At 36.4% G+C, this 17,909-nt stretch carries 19 protein-coding genes and 1 pseudogene; 16 read left to right on the top strand and 4 right to left on the bottom strand.

What is annotated here, in order from left to right; genetic code table 11:
• Positions 1 to 10: 10 nt before the first annotated feature.
• The 7 genes from OZP13_RS09630 (at position 11) to OZP13_RS09600 (ending at position 8,213) form a co-directional block, all read left to right on the top strand.
• Complete coding sequence (locus tag OZP13_RS09630; protein WP_281296984.1) at positions 11 to 1,741, top strand: family 43 glycosylhydrolase; 1,731 nt, start codon at positions 11 to 13, stop codon at positions 1,739 to 1,741.
• 54 nt (positions 1,742 to 1,795) lie between these two features.
• Positions 1,796 to 2,599, top strand: coding sequence for an alpha/beta hydrolase (locus tag OZP13_RS09625; protein ID WP_281296983.1), 804 nt, complete (start codon positions 1,796 to 1,798; stop codon positions 2,597 to 2,599).
• Between the two features lie 69 nt (positions 2,600 to 2,668).
• Positions 2,669 to 3,472 carry an SDR family NAD(P)-dependent oxidoreductase gene (locus OZP13_RS09620; protein WP_269239930.1) on the top strand — a complete coding sequence of 268 codons (804 nt, stop codon included), beginning with the start codon at positions 2,669 to 2,671 and terminating at the stop codon, positions 3,470 to 3,472.
• A gap of 100 nt (positions 3,473 to 3,572) precedes the next feature.
• The gene (locus OZP13_RS09615) at positions 3,573 to 4,397 is read left to right on the top strand and encodes an SDR family oxidoreductase (RefSeq protein ID WP_281296982.1); all 825 of its coding nucleotides are present in this window, start codon (positions 3,573 to 3,575) and stop codon (positions 4,395 to 4,397) included.
• A 32-nt stretch (positions 4,398 to 4,429) separates the two neighbouring features.
• Positions 4,430 to 5,590, top strand: coding sequence for a mannonate dehydratase (gene uxuA / locus OZP13_RS09610; RefSeq protein WP_281296981.1), 1,161 nt, complete (start codon positions 4,430 to 4,432; stop codon positions 5,588 to 5,590).
• 5 nt (positions 5,591 to 5,595) lie between these two features.
• A complete protein-coding gene (gene uxaC, locus OZP13_RS09605; RefSeq protein WP_281296980.1) occupies positions 5,596 to 7,008 on the top strand; it encodes a glucuronate isomerase in 1,413 nt (470 codons plus the stop codon).
• Positions 7,009 to 7,139: 131 nt separating this feature from the next.
• Complete coding sequence (locus OZP13_RS09600; RefSeq protein ID WP_281296979.1) at positions 7,140 to 8,213, top strand: GntR family transcriptional regulator; 1,074 nt, start codon at positions 7,140 to 7,142, stop codon at positions 8,211 to 8,213.
• A gap of 246 nt (positions 8,214 to 8,459) precedes the next feature.
• Here the strand turns inward: OZP13_RS09600 and OZP13_RS09595 are convergent, their stop codons facing one another.
• The 4 genes from OZP13_RS09595 to OZP13_RS09580 form a co-directional block, all read right to left on the bottom strand.
• A complete protein-coding gene (locus OZP13_RS09595; protein WP_269239926.1) occupies positions 8,460 to 9,017 on the bottom strand; it encodes a GNAT family N-acetyltransferase in 558 nt (185 codons plus the stop codon).
• Positions 9,018 to 9,054: 37 nt separating this feature from the next.
• Complete coding sequence (locus OZP13_RS09590; RefSeq protein ID WP_281296978.1) at positions 9,055 to 9,510, bottom strand: GNAT family N-acetyltransferase; 456 nt, start codon at positions 9,508 to 9,510, stop codon at positions 9,055 to 9,057.
• 214 nt (positions 9,511 to 9,724) lie between these two features.
• The gene (locus OZP13_RS09585) at positions 9,725 to 10,063 is read right to left on the bottom strand and encodes an ACT domain-containing protein (protein ID WP_269239922.1); all 339 of its coding nucleotides are present in this window, start codon (positions 10,061 to 10,063) and stop codon (positions 9,725 to 9,727) included.
• Between the two features lie 109 nt (positions 10,064 to 10,172).
• Positions 10,173 to 10,697 carry a GNAT family N-acetyltransferase gene (locus tag OZP13_RS09580; protein WP_281296977.1) on the bottom strand — a complete coding sequence of 175 codons (525 nt, stop codon included), beginning with the start codon at positions 10,695 to 10,697 and terminating at the stop codon, positions 10,173 to 10,175.
• Between the two features lie 158 nt (positions 10,698 to 10,855).
• Here OZP13_RS09580 and OZP13_RS09575 point away from each other — a divergent pair.
• The 9 genes and pseudogenes from OZP13_RS09575 to OZP13_RS09535 form a co-directional block, all read left to right on the top strand.
• Positions 10,856 to 11,855: pseudogene (locus OZP13_RS09575) on the top strand (aminotransferase class V-fold PLP-dependent enzyme); the annotation flags it as partial.
• Positions 11,856 to 12,608: 753 nt separating this feature from the next.
• Positions 12,609 to 13,001: a single-stranded DNA-binding protein gene (locus OZP13_RS09570; RefSeq protein ID WP_281296976.1), complete on the top strand. Its 393-nt coding sequence runs from the start codon at positions 12,609 to 12,611 to the stop codon at positions 12,999 to 13,001.
• A 43-nt stretch (positions 13,002 to 13,044) separates the two neighbouring features.
• On the top strand, positions 13,045 to 14,118 hold the full coding sequence (locus tag OZP13_RS09565; RefSeq protein ID WP_281296975.1) for a DUF932 domain-containing protein: 1,074 nt from the start codon (positions 13,045 to 13,047) through the stop codon (positions 14,116 to 14,118).
• 16 nt (positions 14,119 to 14,134) lie between these two features.
• A complete protein-coding gene (locus tag OZP13_RS09560; protein ID WP_281296974.1) occupies positions 14,135 to 14,344 on the top strand; it encodes a hypothetical protein in 210 nt (69 codons plus the stop codon).
• Positions 14,341 to 14,877, top strand: coding sequence for a PRTRC system protein E (locus OZP13_RS09555; protein WP_281296973.1), 537 nt, complete (start codon positions 14,341 to 14,343; stop codon positions 14,875 to 14,877). The genes OZP13_RS09560 and OZP13_RS09555 overlap by 4 nt, the downstream gene beginning before the upstream one ends.
• 18 nt (positions 14,878 to 14,895) lie before the next feature.
• A complete protein-coding gene (locus OZP13_RS09550; protein WP_281296972.1) occupies positions 14,896 to 15,114 on the top strand; it encodes a PRTRC system protein C in 219 nt (72 codons plus the stop codon).
• Between the two features lie 18 nt (positions 15,115 to 15,132).
• Positions 15,133 to 16,290: a hypothetical protein gene (locus OZP13_RS09545; protein WP_281296971.1), complete on the top strand. Its 1,158-nt coding sequence runs from the start codon at positions 15,133 to 15,135 to the stop codon at positions 16,288 to 16,290.
• 12 nt (positions 16,291 to 16,302) lie between these two features.
• Positions 16,303 to 17,013 carry a PRTRC system protein B gene (locus tag OZP13_RS09540; protein WP_281296970.1) on the top strand — a complete coding sequence of 237 codons (711 nt, stop codon included), beginning with the start codon at positions 16,303 to 16,305 and terminating at the stop codon, positions 17,011 to 17,013.
• Positions 17,013 to 17,819 (top strand): PRTRC system ThiF family protein, encoded by an 807-nt coding sequence (locus OZP13_RS09535; protein ID WP_281296969.1) that lies wholly within the window; start codon positions 17,013 to 17,015, stop codon positions 17,817 to 17,819. Before OZP13_RS09540 ends, OZP13_RS09535 begins: the two co-directional genes overlap by 1 nt.
• Positions 17,820 to 17,909 lie beyond the last annotated feature (90 nt).

Here is a 17,909-nt window from a genome sequence, read left to right as displayed (position 1 = left end):
GAGAATTGTAATGAAGAAAATAATGGTTTTTTTTAGTGTTTTGATGGGCTGTACAATTGTCTTTGGACAAGGAACTGAAAAAGTGTCAAAACGAGAAAGTACTTTTTGTAATCCAATAAATTTAAATTATAGGTTTCAATCAAATTATAGAGAGGCTGCAGACCCTGCAATAATAAGGTATCAAGATAAATACTTGTTATTTGCTTCTCACAGTGGTGGATATTGGTATTCTGATGATTTGATGGATTGGAAGTTTTTAGCTGTTGAAAGCCTACCTGCAATTCAAAAATATGCTCCTGGAGTTATTACTATTAAAGATACTGTATATTATGTAGCATCTTCCAGAATGAAAGATTATATCTATTATTCGACTAATCCTTTTAAGGATAATTGGAAGAGAATGGATAAAAAATTACCTATGGACGTATGGGATCCTCAATTCTTTCAAGACGATGATAATAAGGTTTATTTATACTGGGGCTGTTCCAATTTAGAAAAAGAGCCAATACGAGTGGTTGAATTAGACAAAAATATGCAACCTAAAACGGAACCAGTCGTTTGTATTAAACACAATCCCGATGAACATGGATGGGAAGTGTTTGGAGAAAAAAATGAATCAGGAAAAAATGGCTTCAACGAGGGAGCTTGGATGACAAAATACAAGGGAAAGTATTACCTTCAATATGCTTCTAACGGAACACAATTCAAGACTTATGCAGATGGTGTTTATACAGGAAATTCACCTTTAGGTCCCTTTAAATATGAAAATTATAGTCCTTTCTCTTATAAACCTGGCGGTTTTATTGGAGGTGCTGGACACAGTTCGACATTTCAAGATAAATATGGAAATTATTGGCATGTAACAAGCTTGAACATTGGTGTTCGTGGTTATTTTGAACGTCGATTGGGCTTGTTTCCGGCTAGTTTTGACAAGGATGGTGTTTTACGTACCTACACTGCATTTGGTGATTATCCTTTGAAAATGCCATCTGTAAAAACAGGGATTAAAGAGGAAAACCTTTTCACGGGGTGGATGCTATTATCCTATCATAAAAAAGCTAGTGCATCTTCTACATTGACTCAATATCCGGAAACCAACGCTTTTGATGAGGATGTTAAGACTTATTGGTCTGCTAGTACAGGTAATAAAGGTGAGTGGCTTAGTGTAGAATTAGATGAAAATGTAAAAACAATCAATGCTATTCAGATCAATTTTGCAGATAATGAAGCATCGTTGGATTCAAATTCAAAGAACATTTACAATTATCGTGTTTTGTCATCACTTGATGGTAAGATTTGGAAAGTTGTAGCGGACAGAAATAACAACACCAAGGATGCTTGTCACGATTATATTGAACTCGAAAATCCGATAAAAGCCAAGTACATCAAAATTGAAAATACGAATGTAGTGCCAGGTGGTGGTAAATTTTCGATTTTTGATTTGAGAATTTTTGGAATACAAAAGGGGAAAAAACCAAACAGAGTGAATGAATTTAATGTTAAAAGGGATGCTGAAGATTCACGAAAAGCTTTAGTTAAATGGAGTAATGACAGTTCTGCGACCGGCTTTGTAATTAACTATGGTACAGAGAGTAATAAGTTATATGCTTCGGTTATGGTGTATGACCAGAATTATATTGATTTAACAGGTTTAAATAAAGGCATACCATATTATTTCAGTATTGATGCATTTAATGAATCTGGAATTACTAAAGGAACAAAAATAATAACCATAAAATAGCTTATGGCTTACCTATTTTAGAAATTTTATCAAACTAATTTAAATTGTATATGTATGAAAAAAATTATTCTATCCATTTTTTTCTTTTGTGGAGTTTTTGTTCAGGCTCAAGAATATTTAACTAAAACGGATGTGAATTATTATTCGGATTCTGATGTTAAAAATGATGATTATGCAGCAAGGAAGTGCGTGTTGGATATTTACTATCCAAAGGAAGTTAAAAATGCTACAACTATCATTTGGTTTCATGGTGGAGGACTTACAGGAGGGAGAACTGAAATACCTGAAGCTTTAAAAAACAACAATTATATTATTGTAGGAGTTGATTATAGATTGTCTCCAAAAGTAAAAGCTCCCGTTTATATTGAGGATGCAGCGGCAGCAACGGCTTGGGTTTTTAATCATATAGCGGAGTTTGGCGGTAATCCGGATTCAATATTTATTTCGGGACATTCTGCCGGTGCCTATTTAGGATTGATGATAACCCTTGATACTGCGTATTTAGCTAAGTACCGCATAGATTCGAACAAGATTGCCGGCCTAATTCCATTTAGCGGACAGGCCATTACCCATTTTACCGTGCGAAAGGAAAATGGGATAAAAGATACACAGCCTTTAATAGACAAATATGCTCCACTATATTTTGTTAGAAAAGTTACTCCTCCAATCCTTTTAATTACGGGAGATCGTGAAATGGAACTTTTAGGACGTTATGAAGAGAATGCATATTTCGCTCGTATGTTTAAATTAGTTGGTAATGATAGAGTTACTTTATATGAATTACAAGGTTATGACCATAATATGATTATACCTGCTTTTCCTTTGCTGTTAAAATTTGTGAAACAAATCAGTAAATAGAGTATAACATAAAGAATAAAATAGATCAGCAAGTGCTAGGAAAAACACATCAATTTTAATAGAAAAAGTATGAAAGTCAAAGGCAAGGTAATTGTAGTGACCGGCGGAGGAAACGGTATGGGAAAGGAATTAGTTTTCCATCTTCTTTCAAAAGGAGCAAAGGTAATTGCTGTGGATAGAAATGAATCGGCATTGAAGGAAACTGCTGCGACAGCAGAAATGCTGGGCTATTCATTAAAAACTTTTGTGGTAGATATAACAAACAGGCAGGATGTAGAAACTTTGGCGGATAATGCTATTGCTCACTTTGGTTATGTGGACGGCATAATTAATAACGCAGGAATTATTCAACCTTTTATAAAACTGAACGATTTGGGTTACGATGAAATAGAACGCGTAATGCAGGTTAATCTCTACGGAACCCTATATGTAACGAAGTCGTTTTTGCCTCATCTTTTAACTCGCCCAGAAGCACATATTGTCAATATTTCCAGCATGGGAGGTTTTCTTCCTGTTCCCGGTCAAACGATTTATGGCGCAACAAAAGCAGCTGTCAAGTTATTGACCGAAGGGTTGAATTCGGAACTTGCGAATACTGGTGTAAAGGTTTCTGTAGTGTTTCCAGGAGCCATTCGCACCAACATAATGGGGAATTCAGGTCTTGCTGTGGAGAATAAACCAACATCCAAAATGCAGGAAGCATTATTGACATTGCCTTCCAAGGCAGCCGAGATAATAATTGGGGGGATGGAAAATAATCGATACAGGATTTTGGTAGGGGCAGATTCCAAATTTTTGGATTTCTACTATAGGTTAAATCCAAAATCGGCAGCGGCGTTCATCAGTAAAAAAATGAAAGGATTGGTGAAATAATTTAATGGTTCTTGACAATAAATTTTTAATGGCATTTTCAGTCATTGGAATTGATTGTCAAATCAATAAATACATAATTTAAAAAACAAAAAAACATTAAATGAAAACAGTAGTTATAACAGGTGCAGGAGGTGTTTTGTGTGGCACCTTGGCCAAAGCATTGGCCAAACAGGGCTACCAAATAGCCGTTTTGGACTTGAAAAAAGATGCGGCAGATCGAGTTGCCGACGAAATCAATGCAGCAGGGGGCAAAGCCATTGGCTTTGCCGCCAATGTGTTGGAAAGAAACTCATTGGAAGCAGCCAAAAAAGAAGTCAACGAGAAATTGGGAAGCTGCGATATTTTGGTCAACGGAGCAGGAGGAAACCATCCATTGGGAACCACTTCAAATCCATTCTTGTTGGAGGAAGACTTGCTGAATGACACCGAAGGTTTCAAAACTTTTTTTGATTTGGATGCCGAAGGAATCAAATTCGTTTTCAATTTGAACTTTATCGGAACTTTATTGCCGACCCAAGTTTTTTCGAAAGACATGATAGGCAAAAAAGGCTGCAGCATCTTGAATATTTCTTCGATGAATGCCTTTACTCCCTTGACTAAAATACCGGCATACAGCGGTGCAAAAGCTGCGGTATCCAATTTTACGCAATGGTTGGCAGTCCATTTTTCAAAAGTGGGAATTCGCGTAAACGCCTTGGCTCCCGGATTTTTCTTGACCGATCAAAACCGTGCTTTGTTGACTACGGAAAACGGCGAATTGACGGCAAGAGGAAACACCATCATTGGCCAAACCCCCATGGGAAGATTCGGAGAACCGGAAGACTTGATCAGCACCACCCTTTATTTGTGTGATGACGCATCCTCTTTCGTGACGGGTGTCGTTATTCCTATCGACGGCGGTTTTAGCGCGTTTAGCGGAGTTTAAAAAATAGTACTTAAATATTTATACATTAAGTTATGGAACAAACATGGAGATGGTACGGACCCAATGATCCCGTGAAGTTATCCGATGCCAAACAAGCCGGAGCCACCGGAATTGTTACCGCCTTGCACCACATCAAAAATGGACAGGTGTGGGAAGTGGAGGAAATCATGAAGAGGAAAAACGAAGTGGAAGCGGCAGGATTGACTTTTTCCGTGGTAGAAAGTATTCCGGTTCACGAGGACATCAAAAAACAATCAGGCGATTATTTGAAATACATAGAAAATTACAAGCAAAGCATCAGAAACTTGGCAGCTTGTGGGATTAATATTGTTTGTTACAATTTTATGCCTGTTTTGGATTGGTCTAGAACTGATTTGTCTTATGAAATGCCGGACGGTTCCAAAGCATTGCGTTTTGATATCAATGAATTTGCCGCTTTTGAATTGTTTATTTTAAAAAGACCCGGAGCAGAAAACACCTATACAGAAGCACAGAAAGCGAAAATAAAAGCCACATTCGAAAAGTTGACTGATGCCGATAAAGTAAAACTGCAACAAAATATTATTGCCGGTTTACCGGGCGCAGAAGAATCCTATTCAGTGGAGGATTTCTTGAAAGTACTTCAAGGGTATGACGGTATCGATGCCAATAAATTAAAAGAAAACTTGTATTATTTCTTGCGTGAAATCGTGCCAGTGGCAGAAAGTGTAGGTGTAAAAATGGCAATACATCCCGATGATCCACCTTATCCCATTTTAGGATTGCCTAGAGTCGTGAGCACGGAAGCGGATTTGAAACAATTGCTAGATGCCATTGATTCTCCATCCAACGGATTTTGTATGTGTACGGGTTCTTACGGAGTGATTGCCGAAAATGATTTGCCTGGAATCGTGGATCGTCACGGGGATAAAATGAATTTCATCCATTTGCGAAGTACCCAAAGAGATGCCGAGGGGAATTTCTACGAAGCCAACCATCTGGAAGGGGATGTAGATATGTATGAGGTAGTCAAATCGATTCTGAAAATACAAAAACAAACGAATAGAATTATCCCAATGCGTCCGGATCACGGGCATCAAATGTTGGACGATTTGAATAAAAAAACCAATCCAGGGTATTCAGGAATTGGTCGTTTAAGAGGTTTGGCTGAATTAAGAGGATTAGAAATGGGAATAGAACGAAGTTTATTTTAAACAATATGCCTGAAAATATATTTATTACTGATAATTTTTTGCTTCATAGTGAAGTGGCAAGAACGCTTTATCATAATTATGCAAAGCATCAACCCATTATAGATTACCATTGTCATTTATCGCCAAAGGATATTGCAAAGGACAGACAGTTCGAAAATATATCCCAAATTTGGCTTGATGGCGACCATTACAAATACAGGGCGATGCGTGCCAATGGAGTGAATGAAAAATTTATTACCGGTGATGCATCCGATTATGAAAAATTTTCCAAATGGGCAGAAACGGTTCCTTATACTTTAAGGAACCCTTTGTACCATTGGACTCATCTGGAACTCAAGAATTATTTTGGAATCAAGACTTTATTGGATGAAAATTCCGCTGAGGCAATTTATAATCAATGCAATGAGTTGTTGAAAAAACCGGAATACAGCGTAAGAAACCTGCTTCGCAAAATGAATGTTCAAGTCGCGGGTACTACCGATGATCCGACAGATGATTTGCAGTATCACAAACAATTGAAAGATGAAAATTTTGAAATAGCCGTTCTCCCTTCCTTTAGGCCAGACAAAGCAACAGAAATTGAGAAAGGCGAGCAATTTGTATTATGGGTACAAAAATTGGAAAAAAGTGTAAACTTCCCCATATATGATTTTTCGGCTTTTATAAAAGCGCTTCAGTCAAGACATGATTTCTTCCACGAAATGGGGTGCCGTATTTCCGATCATGGTCATACCAATTTTTATGGGGAGGATTATTCTGCTTCCGAAGTCGCTGCAATTTTTGAAAAAGGATTAAAAGGTAAAACAATATCCGTTTTGGAGATTAACAAATACAAATCGGCAGTGTTGTTTGAGTTGGCTTTGATGAACAAAGAAAAATCTTGGGCACAGCAATTTCACGTTGGTGCCATTAGAAACAACAATGTCAAAATGTTGCAAGATATTGGTCCGGATCAAGGATTTGATTCCATTGGCGATTTGAATATGGCGGACAACATGAGCAAGTTTTTTGGTAAATTAAGCCAATGTGAAGGACTGGCCAATACCATAGTATATAATTTGAATCCCCGCGACAGTGAAATGTTTGCCTCGATGGCAGCCAATTTTAACGATGGAATAGTTGCCGGAAAAATGCAATATGGTGCAGCTTGGTGGTTTCTGGACCAAAAAGACGGTATGGAAAAACAACTGAACGTGTTGTCCAATTTTGGTTTATTAAGCCGATTTGTGGGAATGGTTACTGATTCAAGAAGTTTTCTTTCTTTTCCAAGACATGAATATTTCCGACGCATACTTTGCAATGTGCTAGGCGACGAGGTTGAGAAAGGGGAATTACCTAACAATATGAGTTTAATCGGTAATTTGGTTGAAGGTATTTGTTCCAAAAACGCAGTCAACTATTTTAATTTTCCTAAATAATATATGAATTTAAAAAAAAACTTTTCTAATTGATTTTGTTCAACTTTAATATTAAGTTAATCTGAGAAGTTCGCCAAAGGAAAAGAAACTATTGAAAAAAAAAATAGTAGTAAAAATTAAAGACTTATCAATTGAGAGCAGAAAAAGAAATAACAGAAAAAACAACAAATATTGTTGTTAACATCAACAAGGATTCAAGCGTTCCCAAATACATCCAGATTGCAGATAGCATTGCTAAAGACATTTTGAATGGTAAAATAAAAAAAGAAATACGAATGCCTTCAATTAATGAACTTAGCGACTCTTTATCATTGTCGCGAGACACTATCGAAAAGGCATACAAAATCCTGCGAGATCGGGAATTAATTTTTGCTGTTAAGGGTATAGGTAATTTCACGATGGGTAATGATTCTGAATCCAAGATTACTGTTTTTTTTCTGATAAACAAACCTAGTTCCTATAAAATGGAAGTCTACAATGCCTTTGTCAATACAATAGGCAGTAAAGCAGATGTAGATATGTGTCTTTACTATTGTGAGGAACGCCTTTTCATTAATGCCCTAAAAAAAAACAGCAATAGTTATAATTACTTCGTGATTATGCCCCATTTTAAAAGTAAAGCCCAAAATCATGTTTGCTATACTCCAAAAGTAATCAAGGCTATTGAAACTATTCCTAAAGAAAAACTCATCATAATAGACAACTCATACACCGAAATTTCGGGAACTTTTGCTGCTATTTATCAAGATTATAAAGAAGATATTATTCACGCACTGGAAGAAGGTCTTGAAAAACTAAAAAAATACAAAAAAATAATTTTAGTGTATCCCACTAAATTGATATTTCCCTATCCGACTGGTATTCTGGTAGGCTTTATAAAATTTTGCGAACAATATGGTTTTGAATTTGAAATCTTGGACGAAATTTACGATGACCTGGAATTCGAATCTAATGAAGCTTACATAACAATTGAGGAAGAAGACCTGGTTCATTTAGTGCAACAAATCAGGGAGAGAAATTTGGTTATGGGCAAAGACATAGGCGTGATTTCATATAATGAAACCCCTTTGAAAGCACTTCTGGGAATTACGGTAATCAGCACTGATTTTAAAGGTATGGGCGTAGCTGCTGCAAAACTTGTATTGAACAACAAAAAGGAAATCTCTAAAAATCCATTCAATTATATCGAACGAAATTCATTGTAAATAAAACTTGTAACCTTAACTAGTACAAGATTTGAAACTAAGACAAAGAATGCTTTATACAAATTTATTAGTTCATAGTTTGTTTAGCTATATTGTTATGCTTAGGTAGTGGTGAAGTTTGTTTATTTTTAGTTTCATCATTATGTCTGTCTATTTATCATTTCCTAATTTAAAAAAATGTTTGTCACCCAATTTTTTGTAATTAGTCAATGTTGTGAATTGTAACTTTTATGGTTTCAATAAATTCTATTCATTTTTTTGTCGTTTATTGTTTAGCTTCTGCCATTTTTCCTTACTGATTTCGTACACATAGTTCAGCTTGGGTGTTTCACCATAATAGATTACTTCCTGCTCTGTAATTTTTTTGGCACCAAGACGACCAATGGCAATTTGTGACCGGATATTGTCTGCCCCAATATGGAAGTATACTTTTGAAACGAATTGAAAGATGTAATCTAGCATTGTAACTTTTACGGAATAGTTAATACCCTTACCCCAATACTCTATGGTATAAAATGTATAACCAATAAATATGCTGTTTTCCAGATCGTTGTAATCGTAAAATCGTGTGCTTCCGATTGTATTTCCCGTGGCTTTATCTACAATTTTAAAAGCACCTTTACTTTGTATTGCTCCGTCAAAGAATGTTTTAAATATTTCTTTTTTCCAACGGTCTTTATTGGGATGCTGTTCCCATATTTTGGGGTCGGAAGCTGCGATATATAATTCATCAAAATCTTTCTCCTGCAACGAATAAAGGATTATTTTTTCTGTTTCTAATGTTGGTTGCCTATTGATTTTCATATTAATCTGAATATTTATTGTGACGTTCTACCTAAAACTATAAATTCCATTCGTAGTTGAGCCATTCATTATTTTCCTTGGCCCCCAAACGTTCATAAAATTTTTGTCCTGCAGTGTTCCAAGGTGCAACGGTCCATTTTATTTGTCCACAATTATTTTTTTCTGCCTCAATTTTTAAAGCATTCATTAATTGTTCTCCAATTTTTTGACCACGATAATTTTCGTCCACATAAAGTTCTTTCATATAAATTGCTGGTCTGTTTTGAGCTGTGTAAGGAAGAAAATAATACACCAACATTCCCGCAATTTTATCATTGTCTTCTGCTACGATGCTAAAAAAGTCTGGTGGTTTTTTTCGAAAACCACTTTCTTTTACAATCTCTGGTGTAATTGTAAAACTGTCAATATATTTTTCAAAAACAGCCAATTGTTCCATTAAAGTCCAAATTTTTTGGTTATCTGTTTCTTTCGCTTTTCTAATAATTATGTCCATTTTAATGTATTTACGGTTTGGGTAACCCTGCTACTACAGTGATTTTGATACTAAATTAAGCCCTGTTTTTGGGTTTGCTAATTCATCCCAAAAACAAAACCAACTTTCCATTAAGCCAATTGCCCAAATCAGTTGTAGCTGTTGTGCATTCGTTTTTTTATTTATTCTGAAAATTTATTTAGGATTTTCATTGCTTTTTCGGTATCCTTTTTGTCTACAAAATATGGTCGTGATAAAATGCTGCAACAACATTACAACTAATTCCTTTTTTTGACAAAGCTTTTGAAAATGCAGCAGTTAGTCCAACTGCTTCTAATGAAGAATGAATTGTTAATGTAATCCAAGAAGCAATAAAAGAATATTTTAGATTTAACTTGTCCGCAATTTCTTTTTTAGTAATTATTGTAATACTTTCTTCTTCTTTGAAAGACATTACAATTTCGTTCAATTTTATTTTTTCTAAATTTTCGACTTCACAGAATACAAATTCTCCTAAATTCATTTTAGGCTTCATTGTTTTTAAAAGTATTTCTAAATTTTTTTCTCCGTTCATTTTTTCATTTTCTATTTAGCGTTTTACTCGACCAAAGTGACGCACAACTGCTTGATAATAAGGTGGTTTTTAGGCTGAATAAGTCCTAATAGTAGTAGTTTTTTTAGTTTTAACCCTGTAGTTTTAGTTTCATCATTATGTCCGTCTGTTCATCATTTCCTAATTTGAAAATGTGTTTGTCAAATTCTACAAAACCATTTTTTTTGTAAAAATTAATCGCTCTTGGGTTTTCTTCCCAAACGCCTAACCAGACAAAGACTGATTTATTTTGTTTCGCAATTTCTAATGCTTTGTCATAAAGTAATTGTCCAACTTGTTTTCCGTGAAATTCTTTGATCACATAAATTCGTTCAATTTCAATGCTTTTGTCTTGTTTTAGTTCGGTTTGTGATTGTCCAAAGTTCAGTTTTAAATATCCAATCACTTTTCCGTTAAGTGTCGCAAAGTAAAATTCAGCGTTTTCGTCATTTAATTCAGTCGTAAGTTTTTCTATTGAAAATCCTTCATCTAAGTATTTCATCATATTTTCTTCGGTGTTGCCTGATGAAAATGTCTCGTAAAAAGTCTGTCTGCCAATTTTTTGTAATTGGTCAAGGTCTTTTATTGTTGCTTTTATTATTTTAATATTGGCCATATAAAAAGGATGTTTTTTATGTTAAAATAAACTCAACGGCAGCATTTGAATGAAGTAACGTTGTGTCAAAAATTGGAACTAAAACGTCTGATTCTTGGATGATTAAAGGCAACTCGGTACAGCCAAGCACAATTCCTTCCGCACCGTTGTTTACCAAAGTCAAGATAATTGGAGCTGATCCAAATGGACTGCCAAGTCTTGATAATCTTAAAAGACTTCTAGAGGAACATAAAGACAATCCCATAAAAATTGCTGCAGTAACGGCCTGTTCCAATGTAACGGGAATCAGAACCAATTATCAAGAAATTGCTCGATTAATGCATGAACACAATGGTTTGTGCTTTGTAGATTTTGCCTGTTCGGGGCCTTATGTTACAATTGACATGCATCCTGATGTGGACTATTATTTAGACGCCATTACCTTTTTACCTCATAAATTTTTAGGAGGGCCAGGCACTTCAGGAGTTTTAGTATTCAACAAGAAATTATATAAAAATCTAGTTCCTGACAATCCTGGCGGCGGTACCGTAACTTATACCAATCCGTGGGGAGGCCATGATTACATTGATGACATAGAAACCCGTGAAGATGGTGCAACACCCGGTTTTTTGCAGACGATACGGATTGCGTTAGCCATGAAATTAAAGGAAGCAATGGGGATTCAAAATATTCTGGACAGAGAACACGAACTTAATGCCATTATTTTCAACAGGCTTTCTGTGATTGAAAATTTAAAAATCCTTGCTCCAGATCATACCGACAGGCTTGGCGTGTTTTCATTTTATATTGAAGATGTCTTATAATTTAATCGTCAAATTGTTGAATGATAAATTTGGAATACAAACCAGAGGAGGATGCTCGTGTGCAGGGACTTATGGACATTATCTTTTAAATGTGGATCAGGATGCCTCAAAATCAATAGAACAAAAAATCTTGGAAGGCTGTCTTATCAATCGTCCAGGATGGATTCGGATGTCCATACATCCTACAATGACCGATGCTGAAATTGAGTTTGTCTGTGATTCCATTGCAGCTGTGGCAACTCATTTTAAAGAATGGGGAAATGATTATAGTTATGATACTGTTAAAAATGAATTTATTCCTATCGGTCAAAGGAATATTGAAAATGAAATTATTCAAAATTGGTTTACACTTTAGTTTAGAGTGTATGGGAAAACGGATAATTAAGGTTCGTTATCAGTATAATCTATTTTCGCACGATATTAAAATCTATTTATTACCCACTTTTGTATTGATTAATGTATTACCCAAAGACTTCCTTTTTTAGTATCTTCAAGCAATAATAATCCTTTTTTTAGTCCTTCTAAATCCTTTGCGATTTACTATTATCGGATGAATGATTAAATGTTTTTTAGGATCTTCTTTTTGACTAATTCGATTTTCTTCTTTTGCGTATGCTGTTTTTTAATATCCTTTCAATGGCTTCCAAAGCCATATATTTTAAAAAGACTCTAGAACTAAAGGGGCACTAGAAATTTTACCACATCAAACAGGTTCTTAAATCACTTTGAACCATTTACTCATTCTATTTTTCATCGCTTCCACAAATTGCTTTATTCAAGAGCCAGTATGCTGTTTTGTCCCATTTCAAGAGCAAAGGTATTTACGTGTTCTTAACGCAGAAACAAGGTCAAGCCCTGCGGGTTTGTCAAAAAATCTCCACCCATTCGGGTTGTATTTATTTGACAAAACCTTGTGTCTGCTAAACACTAACCTATTATGCTCCTGAAACGAAACAAAGCATACTCCGGCTCTTTAGACGAATAAAAAAAATGTCAATTATGAAAAACATAAGCATTAGAAATGGTAATAGAGTGAAACGAAACAGCTCCTCCTCTCATTGCCGAATAAATAAAGTAAAAAAAAGTATAATCTAAAAAATTAATAATCATGGACATCATCGGAAGATTGACAAGGGATGCGGAAATACGCACAACGTCACAGGAAAAGCAAGTGGTGAATTTTTCAGTAGCCATTAATGATGGCTATCGCAACAAACAAGGTGAGCGCATCGAACAGACTACTTATTTTGACTGCTCTTACTGGATTAGCACAAATGTAGCCAAGATACTCACCAAAGGTACTTTGGTGGAAATTACAGGCAGAGTAAGTGCAAGAGCGTGGACAGCTAGTAACGGAGAGCTAAAAGCGAGTTTAAATTTTCTTGCCTCTACCATCAAATCACACGGAGGCGGTAAGAAAACAGAAACTTCACAAGCGACAACAGAACAAGAAAAAAACAAGCTAGCAAAGCAAGAACCTACGGACGACTTACCATTTTAACAACCTTCATTGAATCATTTTTAAACTTTAAATTTTTAACATCATGGCACACAATTTAAATTTCAACGAAAAAACTGGACGTCATTCATTTTTTAGCGTACAGGAAAAAGCATGGCACGGATTGGGGCAAATCGTAAATGATTACCCTACAAGTCCAGAGGCAATCAAACACGCAGGACTTGATTATGAAGTGGTCAAAACACCCCTGTATACTAAAAATTCAGGTATTATTGAAACAGTAAACGACATTGTGATTGGCAATGATGAATGGCACGTACCCAACTACTTTGCCACTATGCGTACTGATAGCAATGCAGTATTGGGCGTGGTTGGCAAAGACTATCATATTGTGCAAAATCGTGAGGCTTTTAGTTTTTTTGATGCCATTGTAGGTGGTACGGATGGCATTCTGTACGAGACTGCAGGAGCATTGGGAAATGGGGAACGCATTTTCATAACTGCCAAACTGCCTGATTACATTCGTGTGGGAAATGGCGATGACGTAACAGAAAAATACATTTTCCTGACCACTTCTCATGACGGAAGCGGAAGCATAACTGCCGCTTTTACACCCATTAGAATTGTGTGTCAAAACACGCTGAACGCCTCACTCAAAAACATGAGCAACGTGGTACGCATCCGCCATACTTCGGGAGCAAAACAACGATTGGACAATGCACACAAAGTAATGGGATTGGCAAACGAGTTCAGCAACCAACTGGAAGGGATTTTTAACGAATGGGCAAAAGTAAGGGTAAGCGATGTGGAAGTTAAAAAATTAATACAACTGGCACTATGTCCCAACAAGGAAACCTTGGAACACATCAAAAAAGGGAATGAGGACGAAATGTCTACCTTGTTTAAAAATACTGTTGAAGATGCGTTTTCCTATGCCATGCTATCTGAGAGCCAACAAATGGAAACTACAAAAGGCACTTTATTTGGTGCTTACAATGCGGTAACAGGCTACTACCAAAATGTACGCAATTACAAAGATGATGAAGCCAAACTGCAGTCCATCGTAATGGGTGGTACGGCACAACTGAAATCACAAAAAGCATTTGAATTGTGTACGTCTTTTTCAAAAATAGGTGCGGATGCCTTTCATTTCAACTAACCTAAATGGCAAACCAATGAAAATAACCGACCTAAATGGTTTCCCCATTGAGGTAACCGACCTTGATGAAGCCATCAAAGTAACTACAGAGTACAAAGAGTATCAGCACGAGGACAAAAGTTATTCTGATTTTGACAGAAGACAGAAAGCGTATTGGACGGACATGCACCAAAAGTTAATGGAATTAAAAAACAACGAAACACACTTTAAAATTTTAAAAAAATGAAAGCAAATTTTTTCAATCAAATCGCACAATTGGAAATTACTGGCGATTTACAGCTAACGATATCCAAGGGGGTGGAAAACAATCTTGTTGTTTCGATACTACTCCACAACGAAAAATGCGGAGACAAGGCAAAGCAACTAATACCACCTCTAAATCTGAGGGGGACAGCGGAAGAACTGGACGAGGGATTTTTTGAAAGTGTTACTCATCCTTTACAATCTGCATCGGGTTTAATGGTCAATATGGAAGCTTTTATGAAGCAACTGGAAGTAACTCAAAAGCAATCGGCAATGGAAAAGGAAAAAACTGAAAAGGAGAAAAAAACAAAGGACGAAAAGGACAAAAAGTATCAAGAAGCGATGACCAAAGCAGACGAATTGGACAAAGAGGGCAAACCCCGTGATGCTTGGATGAAAATACCCAATCCCAACGATTATCCCGAATATGCCGAAGCCATAAACAAGCGCAAAAAAGAACTGTCCGACAAGTTTGCATCGCCAAGCCTTTTTGGTGCAGAACAAGAAAATGTTTAACCTCAAAATGTAGTAATCATGTTATTAGCAACGCAATTAGAAAGGGTATTCATCCTGATCGATAAAGGTCAGGAAATCAAACTAACTGACCCTGAACCAAAATGGAGTGTACAGGTGGTATTGAATTTTTATTCCAATACGTATCCCATGCTCACTACTGCCAAAATTTCTGCACCTCTTATAAAAGAGGATACGGTACAATACCGTTTTGAAAGTGCCATAGGAACGAAAGGTTAATCCAAAAACAATAAAAAGATGACTTATGCAACGACACATCATGGCGGGTACGATACGCCTGCCCAAAGAGCCAAAACAAAAGCAATTGCATCGTCAGTTAAACGAGTTCGCAAACTGGATGCAACGGACAAAGGATGCAAGCGAAATCCAAAAGGACAAACAGCAGTCCGTACCGATAGCCATGTTGCCGATGGTTTTTTAAGAAACTCGTTTCTACCCAAATTGGCAGAAATGGAAACGGTACAGGCTTGTAAGAAAACAGTAAAAACGGAAAGGGACTTTTACCAGTCTCTTTCCATAGTTGCCGAACATTATCAAATACAACCGATGCAAACTCAAATTTACGCTTATCCCTATAATATGGCATTGGCATTATGGAATATGGAGGAACAGTTAAAATCCAAGGTTAAAGATTGGGAAGAAATCAAACTCGTACAGCAGAATAAAAAAACATTTCTCACAAGCGAAGAACGCTACAATACTGGCGCTACTCTTTACTATATTCCTGTAGTTCCATTATACCGATTGCTAAAACAGAAAAAAAGAAAACAGAATGCAAAGCTTTTGTTATCGGTCTGTAGTTATCTCTATTGTATAGTCAACATACCTTATTATAGACAGGAAGATAATTTTCTTTATTATCAATATGAAATGCTAAAAGAATGGCTAAACGATGAAGAAGACAACGAAGAAACACCTGTTTATAAGTGTGAATTTGACCAAGCAGAATGGATTGGCGACCGAATGGAAAAAAAGATTTTCAACCCTGCCAACTTAACCTATTTCAAAGAACGATTGAACCGTTTGCAATGCAAGGACATTTTAGACCTTGATTGTTGGAAATTAGGGCAAGAAGCTTTAGCTCTTTTGGAACAATATCCGAATGAAAACGTGTTTCGAAATGCGAGACCCAACGAAGAAGCAGAAGATGTTGACGATTTCGAGAATAGTGTAACAATGGACTACTATGTATCATTTTATGCAGAGGGAAATGGAGGGCTAAATCAACAGCTCATACAAAGCGTGAATAATGCATTACAAGAATACGGACAGATCGAAGAACCCTTCATTTTGAAATGTTTTGACGGAAGTGACATATCCGAAAACAATCTCGATTTTGAAAATCGATTATTTACTCTTTTAGAAGGATTAATAGGTTTACTGAATAATTTTTAAAAAATAATGATGATGAAAGACATAACAGAAAATTTCGGAACGCTGTATCATCCCAAATCAGCATTGGTATTTTACCAAACCAAGGGAACGAATTCGGACAACTATGTAGAATATTTTGACATGGATAAAAAGGGTAATCCCATTAATGCGCATCCTTTAACGCTAAGAGAAGCGAATCAACTCGCAAAGGCATTGAAAACAGCAAAAGAACAAAAAGAACTTTGTTTGAAATCAGAGGGAATATTGGGCAACACTATTTTGCACCTAGACCCCATTAAAAATAAAGTAATTTGGTTTACCAAATCCATGCAAAGAGAACTGTGTTTCACGGAAAATTTAGGGATTTCGAAAGGAATGGCCAATCTACCTCCTATGTTGTGGATTGCCAACAAAACAAGTCTTGCTGTCTTTGCCTTGGGAACGAACCGAAGACCCACCGAAAAAACAAAATTATACAATGCTCCTTTTTTCAATGTGTACGAAAATGGAAATGTATGCATGGGAACGGTAGATGTCCAGATAAAGAATACTGTATTCGTGGAAGAATTTACCACCTCATGGGAAGACTATTTCTTCAACAGCCATTTCAGTCATCTGATGCCTGATTATAACCCGATAAAAGGAAACTGTGTGACACTTTGGGAAAGCCTTATAAATACAAACAAAGCTTTCCCTAAAGAGGTATTAAAAAAGAGTGCCAAAACCTTAAAAAACTTGTTGTGATGAATACTGAAAAAACCAAAATCCATTTTACGGACAACTATTTAATCAATCCTGCCAATCCCATTACAGTTAATCTGATTGGAGCAGGTGGCACGGGGTCAAAGGTACTGACCGCCCTCATGGAAATGAATCACAGCCTGATTGCATTGGGTCACGCAGGTTTGAACGTCCGTTTGTGGGATGATGATATTGTAACGGATGCCAATTTGGGCAGACAGCGTTTTGCCAGTAGCGAAACTGGATGGAATAAATCGGTAGCCTTAATTAATAGAGCCAACCGTTGGTCGGGTACTAACTGGAAAGCAGAAATCATAAAATTTGAAAAGAACAGTTTGGGAAAATTGCCCGAACACACAGGAGCAAGCATTTATATAAGTTGTGTGGACAGTGTAAAGGCTCGTTTTGAAATTGCTGAAATATTGAAGCAAAGCAACAATGGTAATGCACATTTCAATCGTCCACGCTATTGGATGGATTTTGGCAACAGCCAACATACAGGACAAGTGTTGCTGTCCACCATTGGTACAATACAACAACCTCATTCCGAAAAATACGAAACCATTTCCAACTTGCCAATGGTAACCGAAGAATTTGCGGAACTGCTGAAACAGTCTGAAGCCAAGGACGATACACCCAGTTGCTCCCTTGCTGAAGCATTGGAAAAACAAGATTTATATGTCAATTCGGCTTTGGCACAAATGGGATGTTCCCTTTTATGGGGTTTGTTTCGTAATGGATTGACCCATAATAGAGGCTTTTTTCTCAATTTGAAGGATTTTAGGTCGCAACCCATTCCCGTTGGATAAAAATGAAAATCGGGCTGCAAAAAGACACTTCCTTCCGATGGTCGGAAAAGTCTTTTTGCAGTAAATCAAGGAAGCAACCACTTCGGTAAA

Source organism: Flavobacterium limnophilum (assembly GCF_027111315.2).
Lineage (GTDB): Bacteria > Bacteroidota > Bacteroidia > Flavobacteriales > Flavobacteriaceae > Flavobacterium > Flavobacterium limnophilum.
This window is presented reverse-complemented; position numbering and strand designations above follow the sequence as displayed.